The organism is Streptomyces sp. NBC_00250, assembly GCF_036192275.1.
Taxonomy (GTDB): Bacteria; Actinomycetota; Actinomycetes; order Streptomycetales; family Streptomycetaceae; genus Streptomyces.
The window spans coordinates 643,577-660,786 of the sequence record NZ_CP108088.1 but is presented as its reverse complement, the minus strand read 5'-3'; the positions used below and the strand labels follow the sequence as shown (position 1 = coordinate 660,786).

At 71.8% G+C, this 17,210-nt stretch carries 11 protein-coding genes; 6 read left to right on the top strand and 5 right to left on the bottom strand.

Going from position 1 to position 17,210, the window contains the following annotated elements; all coding sequences use genetic code 11:
- Positions 1-27: 27 nt before the first annotated feature.
- From OG259_RS02900 to OG259_RS02885, 4 genes are all read right to left on the bottom strand, one after another.
- On the bottom strand, positions 28-2,466 hold the full coding sequence (locus tag OG259_RS02900; RefSeq protein WP_328940723.1) for a polysaccharide lyase 8 family protein: 2,439 nt from the start codon (positions 2,464-2,466) through the stop codon (positions 28-30).
- Positions 2,467-2,536: 70 nt separating this feature from the next.
- On the bottom strand, positions 2,537-3,913 hold the full coding sequence (locus OG259_RS02895; RefSeq protein ID WP_328940722.1) for a M60 family metallopeptidase: 1,377 nt from the start codon (positions 3,911-3,913) through the stop codon (positions 2,537-2,539).
- Positions 3,914-4,128: 215 nt separating this feature from the next.
- Complete coding sequence (locus tag OG259_RS02890) at positions 4,129-5,226, bottom strand: LacI family DNA-binding transcriptional regulator (protein ID WP_266901007.1); 1,098 nt, start codon at positions 5,224-5,226, stop codon at positions 4,129-4,131.
- 239 nt (positions 5,227-5,465) lie between these two features.
- Positions 5,466-6,452: a hydroxyacid dehydrogenase gene (locus tag OG259_RS02885; protein ID WP_328946972.1), complete on the bottom strand. Its 987-nt coding sequence runs from the start codon at positions 6,450-6,452 to the stop codon at positions 5,466-5,468.
- A gap of 349 nt (positions 6,453-6,801) precedes the next feature.
- On the opposite strand from OG259_RS02885, the gene OG259_RS02880 reads away from it, so the two are divergent.
- The 6 genes from OG259_RS02880 (at position 6,802) to OG259_RS02855 (ending at position 15,517) form a co-directional block, all read left to right on the top strand.
- Positions 6,802-7,803, top strand: coding sequence for an ABC transporter permease (locus tag OG259_RS02880; RefSeq protein WP_328940721.1), 1,002 nt, complete (start codon positions 6,802-6,804; stop codon positions 7,801-7,803).
- 166 nt (positions 7,804-7,969) lie between these two features.
- Positions 7,970-8,830 carry a carbohydrate ABC transporter permease gene (locus OG259_RS02875; RefSeq protein WP_328946971.1) on the top strand — a complete coding sequence of 287 codons (861 nt, stop codon included), beginning with the start codon at positions 7,970-7,972 and terminating at the stop codon, positions 8,828-8,830.
- Between the two features lie 52 nt (positions 8,831-8,882).
- Entirely contained in the window at positions 8,883-10,598 is a 1,716-nt protein-coding gene (locus OG259_RS02870; RefSeq protein WP_328940720.1) for an extracellular solute-binding protein, read from the top strand.
- Positions 10,595-12,052: a M1 family metallopeptidase gene (locus OG259_RS02865; RefSeq protein WP_328940719.1), complete on the top strand. Its 1,458-nt coding sequence runs from the start codon at positions 10,595-10,597 to the stop codon at positions 12,050-12,052. The genes OG259_RS02870 and OG259_RS02865 overlap by 4 nt, the downstream gene beginning before the upstream one ends.
- A gap of 5 nt (positions 12,053-12,057) precedes the next feature.
- Positions 12,058-14,286: a right-handed parallel beta-helix repeat-containing protein gene (locus OG259_RS02860; protein WP_328940718.1), complete on the top strand. Its 2,229-nt coding sequence runs from the start codon at positions 12,058-12,060 to the stop codon at positions 14,284-14,286.
- A gap of 46 nt (positions 14,287-14,332) precedes the next feature.
- Positions 14,333-15,517: a Gfo/Idh/MocA family protein gene (locus OG259_RS02855; protein ID WP_328940717.1), complete on the top strand. Its 1,185-nt coding sequence runs from the start codon at positions 14,333-14,335 to the stop codon at positions 15,515-15,517.
- A 91-nt stretch (positions 15,518-15,608) separates the two neighbouring features.
- Here the strand turns inward: OG259_RS02855 and OG259_RS02850 are convergent, their stop codons facing one another.
- Positions 15,609-17,132 (bottom strand): diacylglycerol/lipid kinase family protein, encoded by a 1,524-nt coding sequence (locus OG259_RS02850; RefSeq protein ID WP_328940716.1) that lies wholly within the window; start codon positions 17,130-17,132, stop codon positions 15,609-15,611.
- Between the last annotated feature and the right edge of the window lie 78 nt (positions 17,133-17,210).

The following is a 17,210-nucleotide window of genomic DNA, read 5'->3' as shown; positions in this document are numbered from 1 at the left end:
TTTCGAGGGTCCGGGCGGTCCGAGGGGCTATCGGACGAGCTCGGTCGTGTGACTGTGGCCGCGCGAGCCGCCGACCCGGACCGTGAGCACGGTGCGGCCGCCCGGGGTGACGGTGACCGTGTCGTCGGCGCGGACCACGTGGCGGACGCGGAAGGGGAGTTCGACCGTGAGCTCCGTGCCCGTGCGCCCGGGATCGGCGACCGCCACCGACACATGCCGGCCGGTGCGGCGTACGAGCACGGTGCCGGGCCCCGACAGGGAGACGCCTCCCGTGGTTCCCGTCTGCCAGAAGTGCGCGGCGAGCAGGCCGTGCCGGTGGGCCTCGACGGCCTGGACGGTGGCGTTGTTGGCGACCACGACGACGGGGCGGGAGAGCGACCGGACACCGGTCGCCGCGGCGCTCGCGCCGGGGAGCAGGACGTAGGAGTAGGACGCGGACGAGGGGGAGAGGCCGTGGTCGAACCAGAGGGTCAGGAAGCGACGGGTGACCGGGGTGCCGGTGCCGCCGGTGTCCGCGCCGGTGTTGAGGGCACGCCAGGTGCCGGTGCGTTCCTCGCGAAGCGCCTGCAAGGAGCCGTTCGCTTCGGTGGCACCGCCCGGCGGGCGGGGGAACACGAAGCCGCCGAAGCCCTCCAGATGGGCCCACCGGGCACCCGAGAGGTCGGCCCGCCAGCCCTGCTCGTCGGGCTGCAGGCGCCCGTCGACGGTGAAGCGCTGTCGCCCTTCGGCGTGCAGATTCCGGTTCTCGACGACCGTCTCGACGGCCCGGCCGTCGCTCGCCGAGATGTCCGCGCCCAGCGCCACGACGGCGTTGTCGAGGAAGAACCACGCCTTCCTCGCCCGCAGCGTGCTGCCCTGCGCGGCCAGTTCCATCGCTGCCGCGCCGAACCGGCCGTCGAGCGACGCGCCTCCCGCCACGGCGTTCGTGGGGCGGTACGTGCTGGTGCCGGCGCTCGTGCCGAGGTCCGCGCGTGCCCGGGTGTCCACGGTCGTGCCGGGGAGGCGGTACGGGTCGACGGTGGGCCAGAACCCGTCGCCGAAGACCGCCGGGTCGTCGCCGTCGTACAGATAGGTCATGCCGTCGCCGGTGTACCAGCCGTGCAGGTTCTCGCCGTTGCCCGCCTCGTACGCCGCGATGCGCCGGGACGACAGGGAGAGCGCGCAGGCCCAGCGGGGCCGCCGGTGCACCACACGGTCCATGTCGGCGAGGACGAGGTGTCCGGTCGGCCGCTCGGCGGCCCGCACCGCGGGGTCGTCGAGGACGGCCTTGGCGCGGGCGAGCGCCGGAATCCCCACGAGCCCCTCATAGGGCGTCGCCCCGTTGCGGAGGATCCAGCCCTTCGCGAGGGACCGCCAGCGGTCGCCGCGGGCGGCGGGAGCGCCCCCGGCGAGCTGCAGGATGCGGGAGACGGTCACCGCCCCGTCGTGGTGGTCACGGGACCGCTCGCGCGACACCGCCCGGCCACGGACGGCGTCCATCATCACGCCGTCGAAGATCACCGGGGAGAACGACCGCTCCACCGCCTCGTACAGCACGGTCACGGCGGGATCGGACACCGCCCACTCGGACCCGGCGAGCAGTGCGATGAGCTGCCCCGCACCGCCGAGGAGCACGCTGCCGTAGGTGCCGGTGTAGGCGACGCTGCCGTGCTGGACGAACGACCCGTCCTCGTAGAAGCCGTCCCCGGACGTGACGTACCGGAAAAGACTGTTGCGCCCGCCGTCCCGTACGTCGGAGAGGCCGTCGCGGGCGAGGACCAGCGTGGCGGGGTCCCGGGCGAGGAGGCCCCGAAGGGCGACGATGACGGCCTTGTCGGCACGGTTGGCGCCGGTCTCGGCCAGGGTCGGGATGTTCGTACGGCGATCGGGGTTCGGGCAGAACCGGGCGACGGTGGCGACATAGGCGGCGAGGTCGGCCGGGAGCAGATGCGCGCGCAGCAGCACACAGGTGTCCATCAGCGCGCGGGGCGCGCCGATCTCCCAGAACCACCAGTTGCCGGACTCGGCGCGCCCCGGGTGATAGCCGACGCTGTGCAGGAAGCGCAGTCCCTCCAGGAGGGTGTCGAGCACGTCCTGGCGACCCGTCAACGAGGTGCCGGGGGTCGCCCAGGCGGTCGCGATCGTGCGCAGCCGCGGGTAGCTCTGGCCGAACATGCCGGGGTCGGACGCGGGGGAGAGGTCCGCCCACAGGGCTGTGCGTCCCTGCGTGGTGACGAACCGCTCCCACCAGGTGGTGGCCTCGGAATCGAGGGCGGCGAGCGCGCCGGCGAAGTGCGGGTCCGCGAGGTCGAAGGCGCCGCCGGTGAGCTCCTGTTCGGCCCGGGCGAGAAGGGTGTCGTAGGGATCGGCGGAGTCGGCGGGGCCGTCGGCCGCCGCCACGGCGGGAACGGCCGCCGCCACGGGAAGGAAGGAGATGACCGGCGTGGCGCCGGCGAGCGCGAGCAACTGTCGTCTGGGGAGAGCCATGACCGGTAGCGCCTCCTGCTGATCGGCCGAGGAATGCGGGGAGGGGGAGGTGGGGCGGGCGGGGAGCGCCTCAGTCGGTGAGGGCGGACGGGTCGACGGCCGGCTGCGGCAGGCCCAGGGCCGCGAGTTCCGCCCTGCCCTGCTCGTCGAGAGGGAACGCCCACCGGTTCACGAAGAAGTCGGTGAGGTCCCGGCCGGCCACGCGGCTGGCGTAGAGGGCGAGGTAGCGGTAGCGCTTCGCGGTCTCCGTGTAGTCCGAGGCGGGGTTCTCCTCGCGGACCAGCCGGTGCATCCGCGGCCAGAAGTCGGCCCCGAAGGCAAGCTCCAGCTGGCGCAGCGGTACGAGCTTCTCGTACGCCCCGAAGGACTTCTCGTACACGAGGCCGGGTCCGCCGAGCTTGGGCAGGGCCGACTGGAAGGGGGTGAGGCCGGTCTTCGCGTCGGGCAGGAGGAGGTTCGAGGTCTGCCCCAGGGCGCGCTGCACCGCGAGGGAGTAGATGTTCACCGTGACCTCGGTGAGGCCGGTCGGCTTGTAGGCCATCTGCTGGTGGGCGTGGCCGAGTTCGTGGTACAGGCCCCAGCCGCGGGTGCGCAGGCCCTGCACGGTGGTGGCCCGGTCCAGGTAGGCGCGCGGGAAGCCGTTGTAGCCGTGGGTGGCGAAGGCGCCGACCCCGGCCGGGACCACCGACACCTCGGTGAAGTGGAAGCGGCCGGACTTCGGCCGGTGCAGCGGCGAGGAACCGTCGAGGCCGCTGATGTCCTGCTCGGCCCGGACGATCTCCTCGAGCAGCGACAGCAGCGCCGCGTGGTCCTCGCCGCGGTGGAGGAGGGCGCCTTCGCGGGTCAGCGTGACGAGGGTGCGAGGGCCGTGGAGTTCGACCACCGGGACGTCGGCGAGGGTGTCCAGCTGTCGCTGGAACTCCGCCTCCCCGGTGCGGCCGAGCGTGAAGACGGGCATCGGGCGGTACCCGCCCCTGAACCGCACGCCGGCCCGCTCGCCGCGCCCTTCCAGGGTGAAGTACACCGGTCCGCCGTGCGGATCGGTCACGGTGTTGCTGCCGGGCTTGAGCGCGTACCTGCGGGGCTCCTTGAGCGTGCCGTAGTAGTCCCAGTGGCCGATCCACAGGGACGGCACGAGCCCGTCGAACGGCAGGACGTCGAACCGCAGCGGGTTGTTCGCGGTGGCGTACTGGCCGGTGGGCTGGTACTCGCTCGCCCGCAGGGCGGACGCGAGGCGCAGCCGCTCGGCCTCGGCGGAAGGGCGTGCCGTCAGGGCGACCGTCGGCCCGCCGTGGGCGTGGGCCGTACCCGATCCGACGGCGAGCGCGGCACCGGCCGCGGTCATCGTGGCGAGGACCGAACGACGGGACGGGGCGGAGCTGTGCGAGGGGGAGGGGGAGGGAAGCGGGGGAAGCGGGGGAAGCGGGGGAAGCGGAGGAATCTGCATGGTTGTCGTCTCCTGGGGGCGAGGAGGTGCAGAAGGCGGGGTGTGTGCATCCCGGAGGCAGCCCTGAACTCGGCTCGGAGCGAGGCGCGAGCTGCACGGCGCGAGGTTCGGGGAGCTGCGCGCCAGCATGTAAGCGTTTGCTGTCCGTCCGCAAGGGGGCAGGGCGTGTTTCTGTTCGTTACTGCGTCAACAGGCCCTCGTACACGCGCAATCGCTCAGGATCGACGGCGTTTCGCGGTGCGCGGCGGTGCCACCGAGTCGCGGACGACGATATGGGTCCCGAGCCGCAGGGTGCCGGTGGTCGGCGCGCGCCAGTCGTCCTCGTCGCCCCCGTCGACGGCGACCCGCACCGCCTGCCGCCCCAGCTCCTCCAGCGGTACGTGGACGGTGGTGAGCCGCGGCCGCAGCTCCTGGGCGACGGGCACGTCGTCGTATCCGACCAGGGAGACGTCCTGCGGAACGCCGATCCCGGCCTCCTCCAGGGCCTGGGCGGCACCGGCCGCGACGATGTCGTTCGCGGCGAAGACGGCCGTGAACCGCAGCCCCTCCCGGAGCAGTTCGTTCATCCGCCGGTAGCCGAAGGCCCGGCTGAACGCACCCGGCTGCTCCAGCTCCGGGTCGTGGGCGACCCCGCGCAGCTCCAGGGCGCGCCGGTGTCCGGCGATGCGGTCCCGGGTGGTGGAGAGCCCGGGAGGGCCGCCGAGGTAGAGGATCCGCTCGTGCCCCTGCGTCAGGAGGTGATCGGTGATCGCGAAGGCGCCGCCCTCGTTGTCGTACTCCACGCCTACCGTGGGCACGCCCTCGCCGAGCGAGGGTCGGCCGCAGAGGACCAGCTTGGAGCCTCCGGCGTCCAGGTCGTGGGCGCGCCGGGCGAGTTCGGCCCGGTAGGTGCGGTCGGCGACGCTGCCGCCGACGAGGATCACGGCGTCGGCGCGACGCTCGTGCATGAGCTCGATGAAGGCGAGTTCGCGCTGGGGGTCGCCCTGGGTCGTGCAGACCAGGCAGAGCCGGTCGCCCGCCGCCGCCTCGCGCTCCACACCGCGCGCGATGTAGGCGTAGAAGGGATCGACGACATCGCTGATGATGATGCCCACCGTGCGGCCGGAGACCCCGGCGAGGGCGCGCGCATGCGCGTTGACCACATAGCCGAGCCCCCGCATGGCGGCCTCGACGCGCTCGCGTGTGGCGGCCGCGACCGGGTAGTTGCGGTTCATCACACGGGACACGGTCGCCGTGGACACCCCCGCGAGGCGCGCCACGTCCACGACCGTCGCTCGGCGCTGTCCGGCCGCCGTCGAATCCTGCCGGGACATCCGGTCCTCCCCCTGGAGCGTCTCGTCGTCACTGTGCGGGCCCACCGGCGGCCTTCCCCGGAGGGTACGGCCCGCCGGCTCCCGGGCCTTGCTCCGCCCGGTGCCTCCGGACGGACGGCCCCGCCCCGCGTCGGGCCCCCAGCCTAGGCCCTGTCCTGGAGTGCGGTCGGAGCTGCGCTCGGGTACGGGACCGGGAGCGGAGCCGGGGGCCGTGCCGGCGGCGTGGTCGGGCCGCCCGTTCATGCGATCCGCTCCAGGTCCGACAGGAGTACGGCGTGGTGGAGCGGGACCCCGCGCGCGTAGCGGCCGAGTTCGTCGACGGCGAGCGCCCCGAGCCGCCCCGCCTCGTTGCCCTGGGCGCCGGCCAGGTGAGGGGTGATGAACACGTTCGGCAGGTCCCACAGCGGATGGTGCCGGGGGAGCGGCTCCGGGTCGGTCACGTCCAGGACGGCGTCTATCCGGCCGCTGACCAGGTGGGGGACGAGCGCCTCGGTGTCCACGAGCGGGCCGCGCGCGGTGTTCACGAGCAGGGCGCCCGGGCGCAGGAGCGCGAGACGTCGCTCGTCGAGCAGGTGGTGGGTGTCGGGGGTGGCGGGCGCGTGCAGGGTCACCACGTCGCTGGTGGCGACGAGGGTGTCCAGGTCGGTGCCGGTCGCCCCCAGTTCCCGCGCCTCGGCGGGGCTCACGTACGGGTCGTGCAGGAGCACCTCGGCGTCGAGGGTGCGCAGCAGCTCGACGACGCGGCGCCCGATGCGGGAGGCGCCGACCACACCGACCGTGATGCCGTGGGTGCCGAGCCAGTGCAGCCGGTCCAGATCGGCCGTGGTCCGGTGCGACCTGCGGGTGCGGAAGAGCTGGGCGAGCGGGAAGGCACGCTTGGCGCCGAGGATGATCGCGGCGAGCGTGAACTCGGCGACCGGGACGGCGTTGGCGGCGGCGGCCGAGGAGACGGTGATCCCGCGTTCGTAGGCGGTGCTGCTCAGGAAGGTCTTCACTGTGCCCGCCGAGTGGATCACCGCGCCGAGCCGGGGCGCGCGGTCCAGGACGTCCGCGTCGACGGGCGGGCAGCCCCAGCCCGTCAGGAGCACCTCGCAGTCGGCGAGCGCGGCCGTCGCCACGGGGCTGTCGAACTCCTCCACGGGGAACGGAAGCCGCAGGTCGGCGGCGTCCTCCAGCCGGGCTCGTACGACGGGCGGGAAGACGTCGTCGAGCAGCGCGGGGTCCATGGCGAGGAGCGTCCGCGGGCGGCGGGGGAGCGTGGGCGCCCCGCCGTTCACGCCGGGCCGTGCCGACGGTTCGTCAGAGGTTCGCACCATGCCTCCGGATAGTAAACGTGTACTACAGATGACTGCGCACGCTAGGGACAGATGCCCTGGACCGTCAAGCAATCGCCCCTCACCAGCCCGGAATTGGCCAACAGGCAGCCGGAATGGCTAAGAAACAGGCCCAGTTGACCCGGTCGAATCGCGAACGGATCCACACTCGCTCTTGACGCCTGGGTTAACCGCTTACTACGTTGCCGCCGCAGAACGTCACTTCGACTTCCCTGCGCCACCAGCCGAACAGGACTCCTCCATGGCTGACACAGCAACCCCGCTGCCCCGGAAGGGCCGGCGGCAGGACGCCGGGGCGACGGCACCGCCCGTCGCCCTCCGCGGAAAAGCGACCCTCTGGCAGCGGATCAAGCGCGACAAAGTCATGCTGCTGCTCTGCCTGCCGGGTCTGCTCTACTTCCTCGTCTTCCACTACGTACCGCTGCTCGGATACATCACGGCGTTCCAGGACTACCAGCCGTACCTCGGGTACGCGGACAGTGCCTGGGTGGGCCTGAGCAACTTCACGACGGCCTTCGCCGAACCGGCCTTCTGGTCGGCGGTACGCAACACGCTGACCATCGCCCTCGTCGAGCTGGTCTTCTTCTTCCCCCTGCCGATCGCCCTCGCACTGCTGCTCAACAGCGTCGTCAGCGACAGGCTCCGCCGCTTCGTGCAGAGCGTGGTCTATCTGCCGCACTTCATCGGCTGGGTCATCATCGTCTCGATCTTCCAGCAGGTCCTCGGCGGCGCCGGCGTCCTGCCCGAGCTGCTCGACTCGGCCGGCCTGCCCCGGTACGACATGATGAGCGACCCGGACGCCTTCCCCTGGCTGCTCACGCTCCAGCTGGTCTGGAAGGACGCGGGCTGGGGCACGATCATCATCCTCGCCGCGCTGCTCACCATCGACCGGCAGCAGTACGAGGCGGCCGCGATCGACGGCGCGGGCCGGATCCGACGCCTGTGGCACGTCACCCTGCCGGGCATCGCGCCCGTCGTCATCCTGCTGCTCATCCTCAACCTCGGCCAGATCCTCTCGGTCGGCTTCGAGCAGATCCTGCTCCAGCGCGACGCCGTCGGCCCGGAGGCCGGCGAAGTCCTCGACACCTACGTCTACTTCCACGGCATCAAGGACGGCGACTGGGGCGTCTCGGCCGCCGTCGGCCTCGTCAAGGCGGTGGTCGGCACGATCCTCGTCCTCGGCGCCAACAAGCTCGCCCACCACTTCGGCCATGAAGGGATCTACCGTGGCGCCGATCGCTGAGACCTCTCCCGGCGCCGACACGTCCCGTGCCACGAAGACGGTCGGCGTCGCGGACGCCACCCGCCTCGCCGAGACTCCCCGCGGCCCCGGGACCCCCCGCGGCGCCGGGACCGCGCCGCGCGCCGCCGGGAGGAACCGCCGTACCGCCGACGGCCGCCCCCCGTGGATGGAACGGCCGACCCGCATCGGCCTGGCGGCCAAGGGCCTCGCCCTCACCCTCGTGGTCGCCGCCGTCGCCTACCCCCTCCTCGGGGTCATCGGCACCAGCTTCGCCTCCCAGAGCGACATCATCAGGTCCGCGGGCCTCGTCCTCTGGCCCGACCACCCCACCCTGGACGCGTACCGCACGATCTTCACCGGCGGTGTCGTCACCCGCGCGCTCCTCGTCAGCATCGGCGTCACGGTCGTCGGAACCGGCTGCGCCCTGCTCCTCACCATCGGCATGGCCTACGGTCTGTCCCGGCGCGACGTCGTCGGATCCCGCGTCATCCTGATGACCGCGCTCTTCACGATGCTCTTCAACCCGGGCGTCATCCCGAACTTCTTGCTCGTCAACGAACTCGGCCTCTACGACACCTTCGCCGCCCTGGTCATGCCGACCCTGGTCAGCGCCTTCAACCTGGTCGTCCTCCGCTCCTTCTTCATGAACCTCCCCGAGGAGCTGTACGACGCGGCGAAGGTGGACGGCGCTGGCGACCTGCGCATCCTCCTGCAGGTCGTACTGCCGCTGTCCAAGGCCGTCATCGCGGTCGTCAGCCTCTTCTACGCGGTGACGTACTGGAACGCCTTCTTCAACGCCATGCTCTACCTCGGCGACAGCGAGAAGTGGCCCCTGCCGATGGTGCTCCGCACCTTCGTCCTCCAGGGCCAGAGCCTCGACAGCGCCGTCGCCGGCGAGGCCGTCGCTCCCCAGCAGTCGGTCCAGATGGCCGTGCTCGTCGTGGCCGTCCTCCCCATCCTCTGCGTCTACCCCTTCCTGCAGCGCTACTTCACCAAGGGTGTGCTCACCGGCGCCATCAAGGGCTGACCCACCCCACGTCGCAAAGGGCTGACCCACGCCTCTCGTCACAGGAGTCCCCATGTCCCCCTCTTCACGGTCTTCCCGGTCTTCCCGGTCCATCCCCTCCCTCCCGCTCGACCGCAGAACGCTCCTCCGCCTCGGGGCCGGCGCCGGCCTGGGTGTCGCCGCCGCTCCCCTGCTCACCGCCTGTGGAGGCAGCGGGGCCGCGACGGAGAAGGCATCGGTCAAGAGCGGCTCGCTCCTGCCGAACACGATCCTGCGCGACCTCGGCATCACCCCCGACCACCCCGGCACCGCCCAGGGCGTCCCCCAGGGATTCAGCCGGTACCCGGCCAAGCCCGTCCGCTCGGTCCCGGGCACTCCGCTCAAGGGGGCCAAGGCCATCACCGCCTCCTTGGAGACGTTCAAGCCGCCCGCCCCCGGACGCGACCGGAACGCCGCCTGGCAGGAGATCGAGAAGCGGCTCGGCACCAGGGTCGACATCCAGGCCGTCGCCGCCGACGACTGGCCCACCAAGTTCTCCACCATGGTCGCGAGCGACACCCTCACCGACATCTTCATGTACCCGGAGACGGGCGGCGTCGACCACAAGGCCGCGTTCCTCGCCGCCAAGTGCGCCGACCTCACCCCGTACCTCTCCGGCGACAGGATCAAGGACTACCCGAACCTCGCGGCGATCCCGAAGGGCGCCTGGCAGGGGTCCATCTACGGCGGCAAGCTGTACGGCATACCGATCGCGCGCGCCGGCACCGGCGGCGCCGGATACTACCGCCACGACCTGTTCGCCGCGGCCGGGGTCACCAGCCTCGACCAGATCGACGACATGGACCGCTTCTTCGAACTGTGCAAGGAGCTGACCCGCCCCAAGGAGAAGCAGTACGCCATCTCCGCCGGCGTCACCACCCTGATCGCCATGTCGTACGGCGCCCCCTACTACTGGCGCATGGACGCCACGACCGGGAAGTTCACCCTCGACCTGGAGACGGACGAGTACCGGGCCGCGATCGAGATGGCGGCCAAGCTGTACAAGGCGGGCTGCTACTACCCGGGCACCGTGCAGATGTCGGGCGCCCAGAAGGCCCAGTACACCGACCTGTTCAAGAACGGCCGCGCCGCCTACGTCTTCGACGGCTGGCCCGCCTACCTCACCCCCAGCACCGGATACCTCGACGCGATGGCCGCGATCGACCCCACGTACGACGTCCGCCCGATGACACCGATCGGCAAGGACGCCGTCGCCTGGAACAACAACGCACGGCTCAGCGAGTCCTTCGTCAGGAAGGCCGACGCCGGCCGCGTCAGGGAGATCCTCCAGCTCGCCAACTGGGTGGCCGCGCCGTTCGGTTCCGAGGAGTACACCCTCCTCGCCTACGGAGTCGAGGGAACCGACCACGAACGGGACGGCAAGGGCGCACCCATCCTCACCGAGCAGGGCGGCCAGGACGTCGCCGTCCCCTGGCAGCTGATGGCCTCGGCCACGCCCGCCCTCTACTCCGCCACCAACGCGCAGGGCGTCAAGCACCTCCACGACGCCTACGCGCGGCTCATCCCCAAGATGACCCCCGACCCCACGTCCAGCTACTCCTCGCCGACCTGGGACTCAAAGTCGTCCGGCACCCTCAACACCCTCAAGGGCGACTGGATCAAGGACATCGTCACCGGCCGCAAGCCCATGAGCAGCTACGACGGCCTCGTCAAGGAGTACCGCGCCAAGGGCGGCGACCAGGCCCGACGCGAGTTCGAGGAAGCAGCCCAGAAGGGAACGAAGCAGTGACCCGCACCCTGCGCGCAGCAGTCGCCACCGTCGCCGCGACGGCCGTGCTCGCCGTCGCCGTCCCCGCGCACGCCGACCCCTCTCACGCCGGCTCCTTCGGCCCCGGGCCCGGCGCGCCCGGAGCCGGGGACCCGCTGTTCCCCACGCTCGGCAACGGCGGGTACGACGTACGGCACTACGACCTCTCCTTCGACTTCACCCCGGTCACCTACGACTTCACCGGCAGCATGAAGATCAGCGCCCGGGCCACCCAGGACCTGTCCTCGTTCAACCTCGACATCGACTCCCTCGCCGTCGACGCCGTCACCGTCGACGGCAAGGACGCCGCCTGGGCCGTCTCACCCGGCAGCAGCGGCCAGGAGCTCACCGTCACCCCCGACGGCGGCCTGCGCGACCACCGCCCCTTCGAGGTGACCGTCGCCTACCACGGCAACGGCAAGACCAAGCCGATCGGCGCCCCCGGCTGGCGCCACATCAGCGACGGCGGCTTCGCCTCCGCCGCCCAGGCCTCCCGCGCCGACACCTTCGCCCCCGTCAACGACACCACCATGGACAAGGCGAACTGGACTTTCCACCTCACCGCGCCGGACGGCTACACGCCCGCAGCCAACGGCACGGCCACCGGCACCCGTCCGGCCGGCCCCGGAAGGACCACCTGGGACTTCCGGCTCGACGCGCCCATGGCCCCCGAACTCCTCGGCATCTCCGTCGCCCGCCAGACCGTCCTGACCGGACGGGGCCCGCACGGCATCACGCTCCGCCACTACGTCCCCGAGGACCAGGTCGCCACGTACCGGCCGATCGTCGAGCGGACCGCCGGGCAGATCGCCTGGCTGGAGGACACCCTCGGCGTCCGGTACCCCTTCGACACCTACGGGATGCAGATCGTCCGCGACGGCTACGGCGACGCCCTCGAGAACCAGACCCTTTCGCTCTTCGGGCCGAACTGGTTCAAGAACGCCGCCACCTCCACGACGTACACCAACGTCATGATCCACGAACTGACCCACCAGTGGTTCGGGGACTCCGTCACCCCCACGACCTGGCAGAGCGCCTGGCTCAACGAGGGCCCGGCCGTCTACTACGCGGCCCTCTGGGCCGACCAGCAGGGCACCGCCTCGATGCGGGACAAGATGAAGGCGGCGTACACCAAGCTGGACGCGGTCCGGAAGACCGACGGTCCGCCCGGGCTGCCCACCGCGCTCGGCGGCTTCAACATCTACGACGGCGCCGCCGTCGTCCTCTACGCCCTCCATCAACAGGTCGGACAGGAGGAGTTCGACGCGATCATCACCTCCTGGCTGAGGAAGCACCGCAACGGCAACGCCGACTCGCAGGACTTCATCGACAACGCCGTCCGCGTCACGCACGACAGCTCCCTGCGCCCCTTCCTGGAGGAATGGCTCTTCAGCACGGAGAACCCGCCCATGCCCGGACACCCGGACTGGGTGTGAGCGCGATGAGGCGGATCCGTGTCCTGGCCGCCCTGACAGCCCTGGCCGCGGGCCTTCTCGCGAGCGGGCAGCCGGCGTCGGCCACCGGCGGGACGACGCCCAGGATCCTGCATGCCGCACCCGACGGCTCGGGAACGCGGTGCACCACCGGCCACCCCTGCTCCCTCACCGGCGCACGGGACGCGGCACGCCGGATCGAAGGCCGGGACATACGCATCGAACTCGACGACGGCACCTACGTGTTGACCCGGCCGCTGATCCTGGGGGAGGAGGACTCCGGCCGCGGGGGCCACACCGTCACCTGGACCGCCGCGGACGGCGCCGACCCGGTCCTCTCCGGCGGACGCACCCTGAACGGCTGGACCGAGAACCCCGACGGCACCTGGACCACCGGCGTCCCCGACGGCGTCACCCCGCGCCAGATGTTCGTCGACGGAGTCCGGGCCGTCCGCGCGAGGGGCGGATCCTGTCCGGCCTCCGTCTGCGACGCGACGAAGACGGCCATGACCGGCGCCGTGGCCACCGGTATCGCGCACTGGGCCCGGCCCACCGACGTCGAGGCCGTCATCAGCGTCCGCTGGCGCAACTACCACTGCCGCATCACCGGCGTCGACGGCGACCTGCTGACCTTCGCCCAGCCGTGCTGGTCGAACTCCGCCTCCGGAACGGACCGTACGGGGCCGGCCTGGGACACGACGACCGTGGACTCCACCCGCTACACGAAAGTGGCCCACTTCGAGAACGCGAACGAACTCCTCGACGAGCCAGGCGAGTTCGTCTGGAACTCCACGCTGCGGACGATCACGTACCTCCCCCGTGGCGGCGAGGACATGCGCCGCGCGCGGGCCGTCACGCCCGCCACCGAGCAGCTGCTCGTCCTCGACGGCGCCCACGACGTGCGCATCGAGCGCCTCGCCCTGCGGTACGCGGCCTGGGACCAGCCGAACACCGGCGACGGGTACGCCGGTACGCAGGCCGGACTCACCCTCACCGGAGCCACCGGCCCCGTGGACCACGCGGGCCGCCACTACACCAAGCCCGCCGCCGCCCTCACCGTACGCGGAGGCCGTGGCGTCGTCGTCGACCACGTGGACTTCAGCCGACTCGGCGGCGCCGGGCTCGTCCTGGAGGGCGGCACCAAGGACTCCACGGTCACCCGCTCCCGCTTCACCGACCTGTCCTCCGGCGCCGTCTACGTCGGCGACACGGAACCCCTGCCCGACACCGAGCGCGCGGGCGAGCGGAACACCCTCTCGTACAACACGATCCGGCGCACGGGCGTCGAGTACACCGACTCCGTCGGCATCTGGGCGGGATACGAGGCCGAACTCACCGTCGACCACAACACCCTCGCGGACCTGCCGTACTCCGGCATCTCGGTCGGCTGGGGATGGAACCAGCCGGAGGCCCGCACCTCCGTCCTCCGCGACAACCGGATCACCGCGAACCGCATCACCGACGTCATGCGGGTGACGGACGACCAGCACGACGGCGGCGCCGTCTACACCCAGGGCGCCCAGCCGGGCACGATCGTCTCCGGCAACTACATCAACCGCAGCGCCTACGGAAACACCGAGCGTGACGGGAACGGCATCTACCTCGACGAACAGTCCAGCCACATCCGCGTGGAGGGCAACGTGATCACCCGCGTCGGCTACAAATGGGTCTCCAACTGGGCCGACTACGGCATCGACAACCACGCCACGGGCAACTGGACCGACACCGCCGCACCCGCCCTCACCGGCACCGGCTCGACGACGACCGACAACCACACCTCGCTCGACCGGCTCCCCGCCGAGGCCCTGAAAGTGGCCGGCGCGGCGGGCGCGGACGGCCGGGGGACCGTCGAACGACTCCGCCCCGACCTGGCCCGGTCGGCCACGGTGACCCAGTCCTCGACCGACGGCGCCGCCATCGCCGCGTACGCCGTCGACGGCGACACCACCACCGACACCCGCACCCTCTCCGAGCCGGGCGCCTGGTGGCAGGCCGACCTCGGAGCCGTACGGCACGTCGGCCAGGTCGAACTGTGGAACAACACCTCCATGACGACGGCGGACGTCGACGTCCAGCTCGCCGCGTCACCCGACTTCAGCGACGCGACGACGGTGCACGTCACCGGGAAAGCGCTCCGGCCCACCCTGCTGACCACCGACACGGAAGCCCGCTACCTGAGGATCGTGCACCGTGGCACGGGCCGTGTGGCCCTCGCCCACGTCCTGATCCATCCGTGACGCGCGACCGACCCACAGGCTGCCTCCCGGCCCGGAAGGAACGACCATGACCGACCTCCGCCTCGGTGTCCTCGGCTACGGACTGCGCGGCTCACTCGCCCGTACGGCCCACCGCCCCGGCGCCGGCTCACGGGTCACCGCCCTCGCGGAGCACGACGCACGGGCCCGGGCGGAGGCGGCCACGGCCTTCCCCGGCGCGCGGATCTCCACCGACCACCGCGACATCGTCGAGGACCCCGACATCGACGCCGTCCTCGTCCTCACCCCCGACCACACCCACGCCGACCTGGCCTGCGAAGCGCTGAAGGCGGGCAAGCCCGTCTTCGTCGAGAAGCCCCTCGCCGTCGACATCGAGAGCTGCGACGCCATTCTGCGCACCGCCCACGAGACGGGCACCCGCCTCTACGTCGGACACAACATGCGCCACATGCCCGTGGTCCGGCTGATGCGGGACGTCATCGAACGCGGCGAGATCGGCACGGTCAAGACGATCTGGGTCCGTCACTTCGTCGGCTACGGCGGTGACTGGTACTTCAAGGACTGGCACGCCGAACGGCGGTACACGAACGGGCTGCTGCTCCAGAAGGCCGCCCACGACATCGACGTCCTCCACTGGCTCGCCGGCGGGTACGCGGAGCAGGTGCAGGCGCTGGGCGACCTCATGGTCTACGGCGACAACCCGCACCGCCGGGCCCCCGGCGAACCCAAGCCCGACGACTGGTACACGAAGGACGGCCACTGGCCGCCGCACACCCAGCGCGGCCTCAACCCGGTGATCGACGTCGAGGACGTGTCCCTGGTCAACATGCGCCTGGACAACGGCGTCCTCGCCGCCTACCAGCAGTGCCACTTCACCCCCGACTACTGGCGCAACTACACGGTCATCGGTGATGCGGGGCGGCTGGAGAACTTCGGGGACGGTCCGGGCGGGGCGGTCCGGGTGTGGAACTCCCGCCGTTCGGGCTACCGGGAGGAGCCGGACGCCGAGTATCCCGTACCGGCGGCGGAGGACAACGCCGGGCACGGCGGCGCGGACCCCCTCCTCGTCGACGAGTTCGTCCGATTCGCCCGCGACGGCGGCCGCACCGACACCTCACCGGTGGCCGCCAGGATGTCCGTGGCGGCCGGTGTCCGAGCGACCGAGTCCCTGCGTACGGGAGGCGCGCCCCGAGCGGTCCCGGCCCTCGACCCCGAACTGATCGCGTACTTCGCCCGCGGCCAGAGCCGCTGACATCGTGGTGCAGCCGTCCTCGGCCACGATGCTCCAGAGGCGAACATGGGTTCGACCTCGACATGGTGACGGTCCGAGAAGCAGTGCTGGATCAGCTGCGATGTACCGCGGAGCTGTGTCCGGAACGGCCGAAGGCGAGGTCGAGGAGGCGTCGCCAGTCCACGGGCGGTGCGGGGACCACGACGCCGGGACGGTCACGTGGCACCAGGACCCGCAGGGCCCCCGGGCGCAGGGTGCACACGACGGGCGTGGGCAGGCGCAGCGCCTCGCCGTCCACCGCCACGGGGATCTCGTGCGTACCGGAGTCGTGCGTACCGGACTCATCCGTACCGGACTCATCCGTACCGGAGTCGTCCGCATCGGGGGCGTTCGTGACGGCGTGGTCCGTTTCGGATCCGTCCGTGGCGGAGGCGTCCGGGCCGGGTTCGTCCGGGTCGGGTCGGTGCGTGGCGGAGGAGGTCACCTCGACCCGTCGGGCGGTCGTCACGGTCAGGCCGGTGGACTGCGAGCCGCGCACGGCGAGATCCGCGGCCTCCGCAGCGCCCTCCACCCGGATCCCCAGCACACCCAGCTCGCCGTCGTCGAGACTGGGCCGGCGAGCGCCTCCGCTCAGCACGTCGGGCGAGGTGTACGCGTTGTTGCTGACCAGGAGCGCCTGCTGGGACATCAGCGGCGTACCGTCGATCCGCACGTCGAGCCTCCGCATCCCTTCGCCGACGAGCAGGTCCGGCATGAGGGTCAGGGCCGTGCCCGCCTTGGCGTCGCGGTACTCGGGGCGCTGTACGACATCGGCGTAGACGCCGAAGGACACGGTGTTGACGAAGGCCCGGCCCGCGACGTCACCGAGGTCGATCCGGAGCTCCTCGCCGTCCGTCAGCGCGTCGAGGCAGCGCGCCGGGTCGGACCGGTCGAGCCCGAGGTCCATGGCGAAGTGGTTGCGGGTGCCGGCCGAGATGACGAGGAACGGCAGGTCGTGCTCGGCGGCGATCGCCGCGACCAGGGCCTGGGTGCCGTCGCCACCGGCGACGCCGAGCAGGTCCGCTCCCTCGGCCACCGCCTCGCGAGCGAGCTCGGCGACGTCGGCGGGGGCGGACGGATCGAGTACGAACACCCGGGCGCCCAGCGCCTCGGCCCGGTCGACCAGCTCGAAGCGGCCGACCTTCCCGCCCCCCGACTTCGGGTTCATGATGAGGAACGGCCGCTGGGGTCGGGTGCTGGCGATCGCCCGTTTGGACCGTCGGGGACGCGCCCTGCGCAGCGCGGCCCGGGCGAAGGCCGCCGCCAGGCCCCAGCACAGGACCAGCACCAGCGCCGTCTGCCACAGACCGTCCCGCGCGAAGAGCACCACGACGCCGACCGGCGCGGCGATGGCGACGAGGGCCCCGAACAGGCGGACCACACCGCGGTGCGCCAGGAACCACCACACACCCGCGGCACAGACGACGAGCCCGAGCAGTCCGGCCCCGACGACCACGAGGCCGCCGTCGCCGATCGCGAGCACCAGCACGACCAGGGAGCCGATCGCCGCCAGCACGGCCAGACGTGCGAGGAGCCGCGCGCCGGCATCCGCGCCGGAGCCCGTCGTCCGCGTCTCACCCCTGCCGTCCTGGCCCATCCCGTGTCCCGCCTCTCAGCCCGGTCCGTCCCCCCAGCGTTCACGCTCCGAGCCCGGCGGGCATCCCTGCGGGGCCGC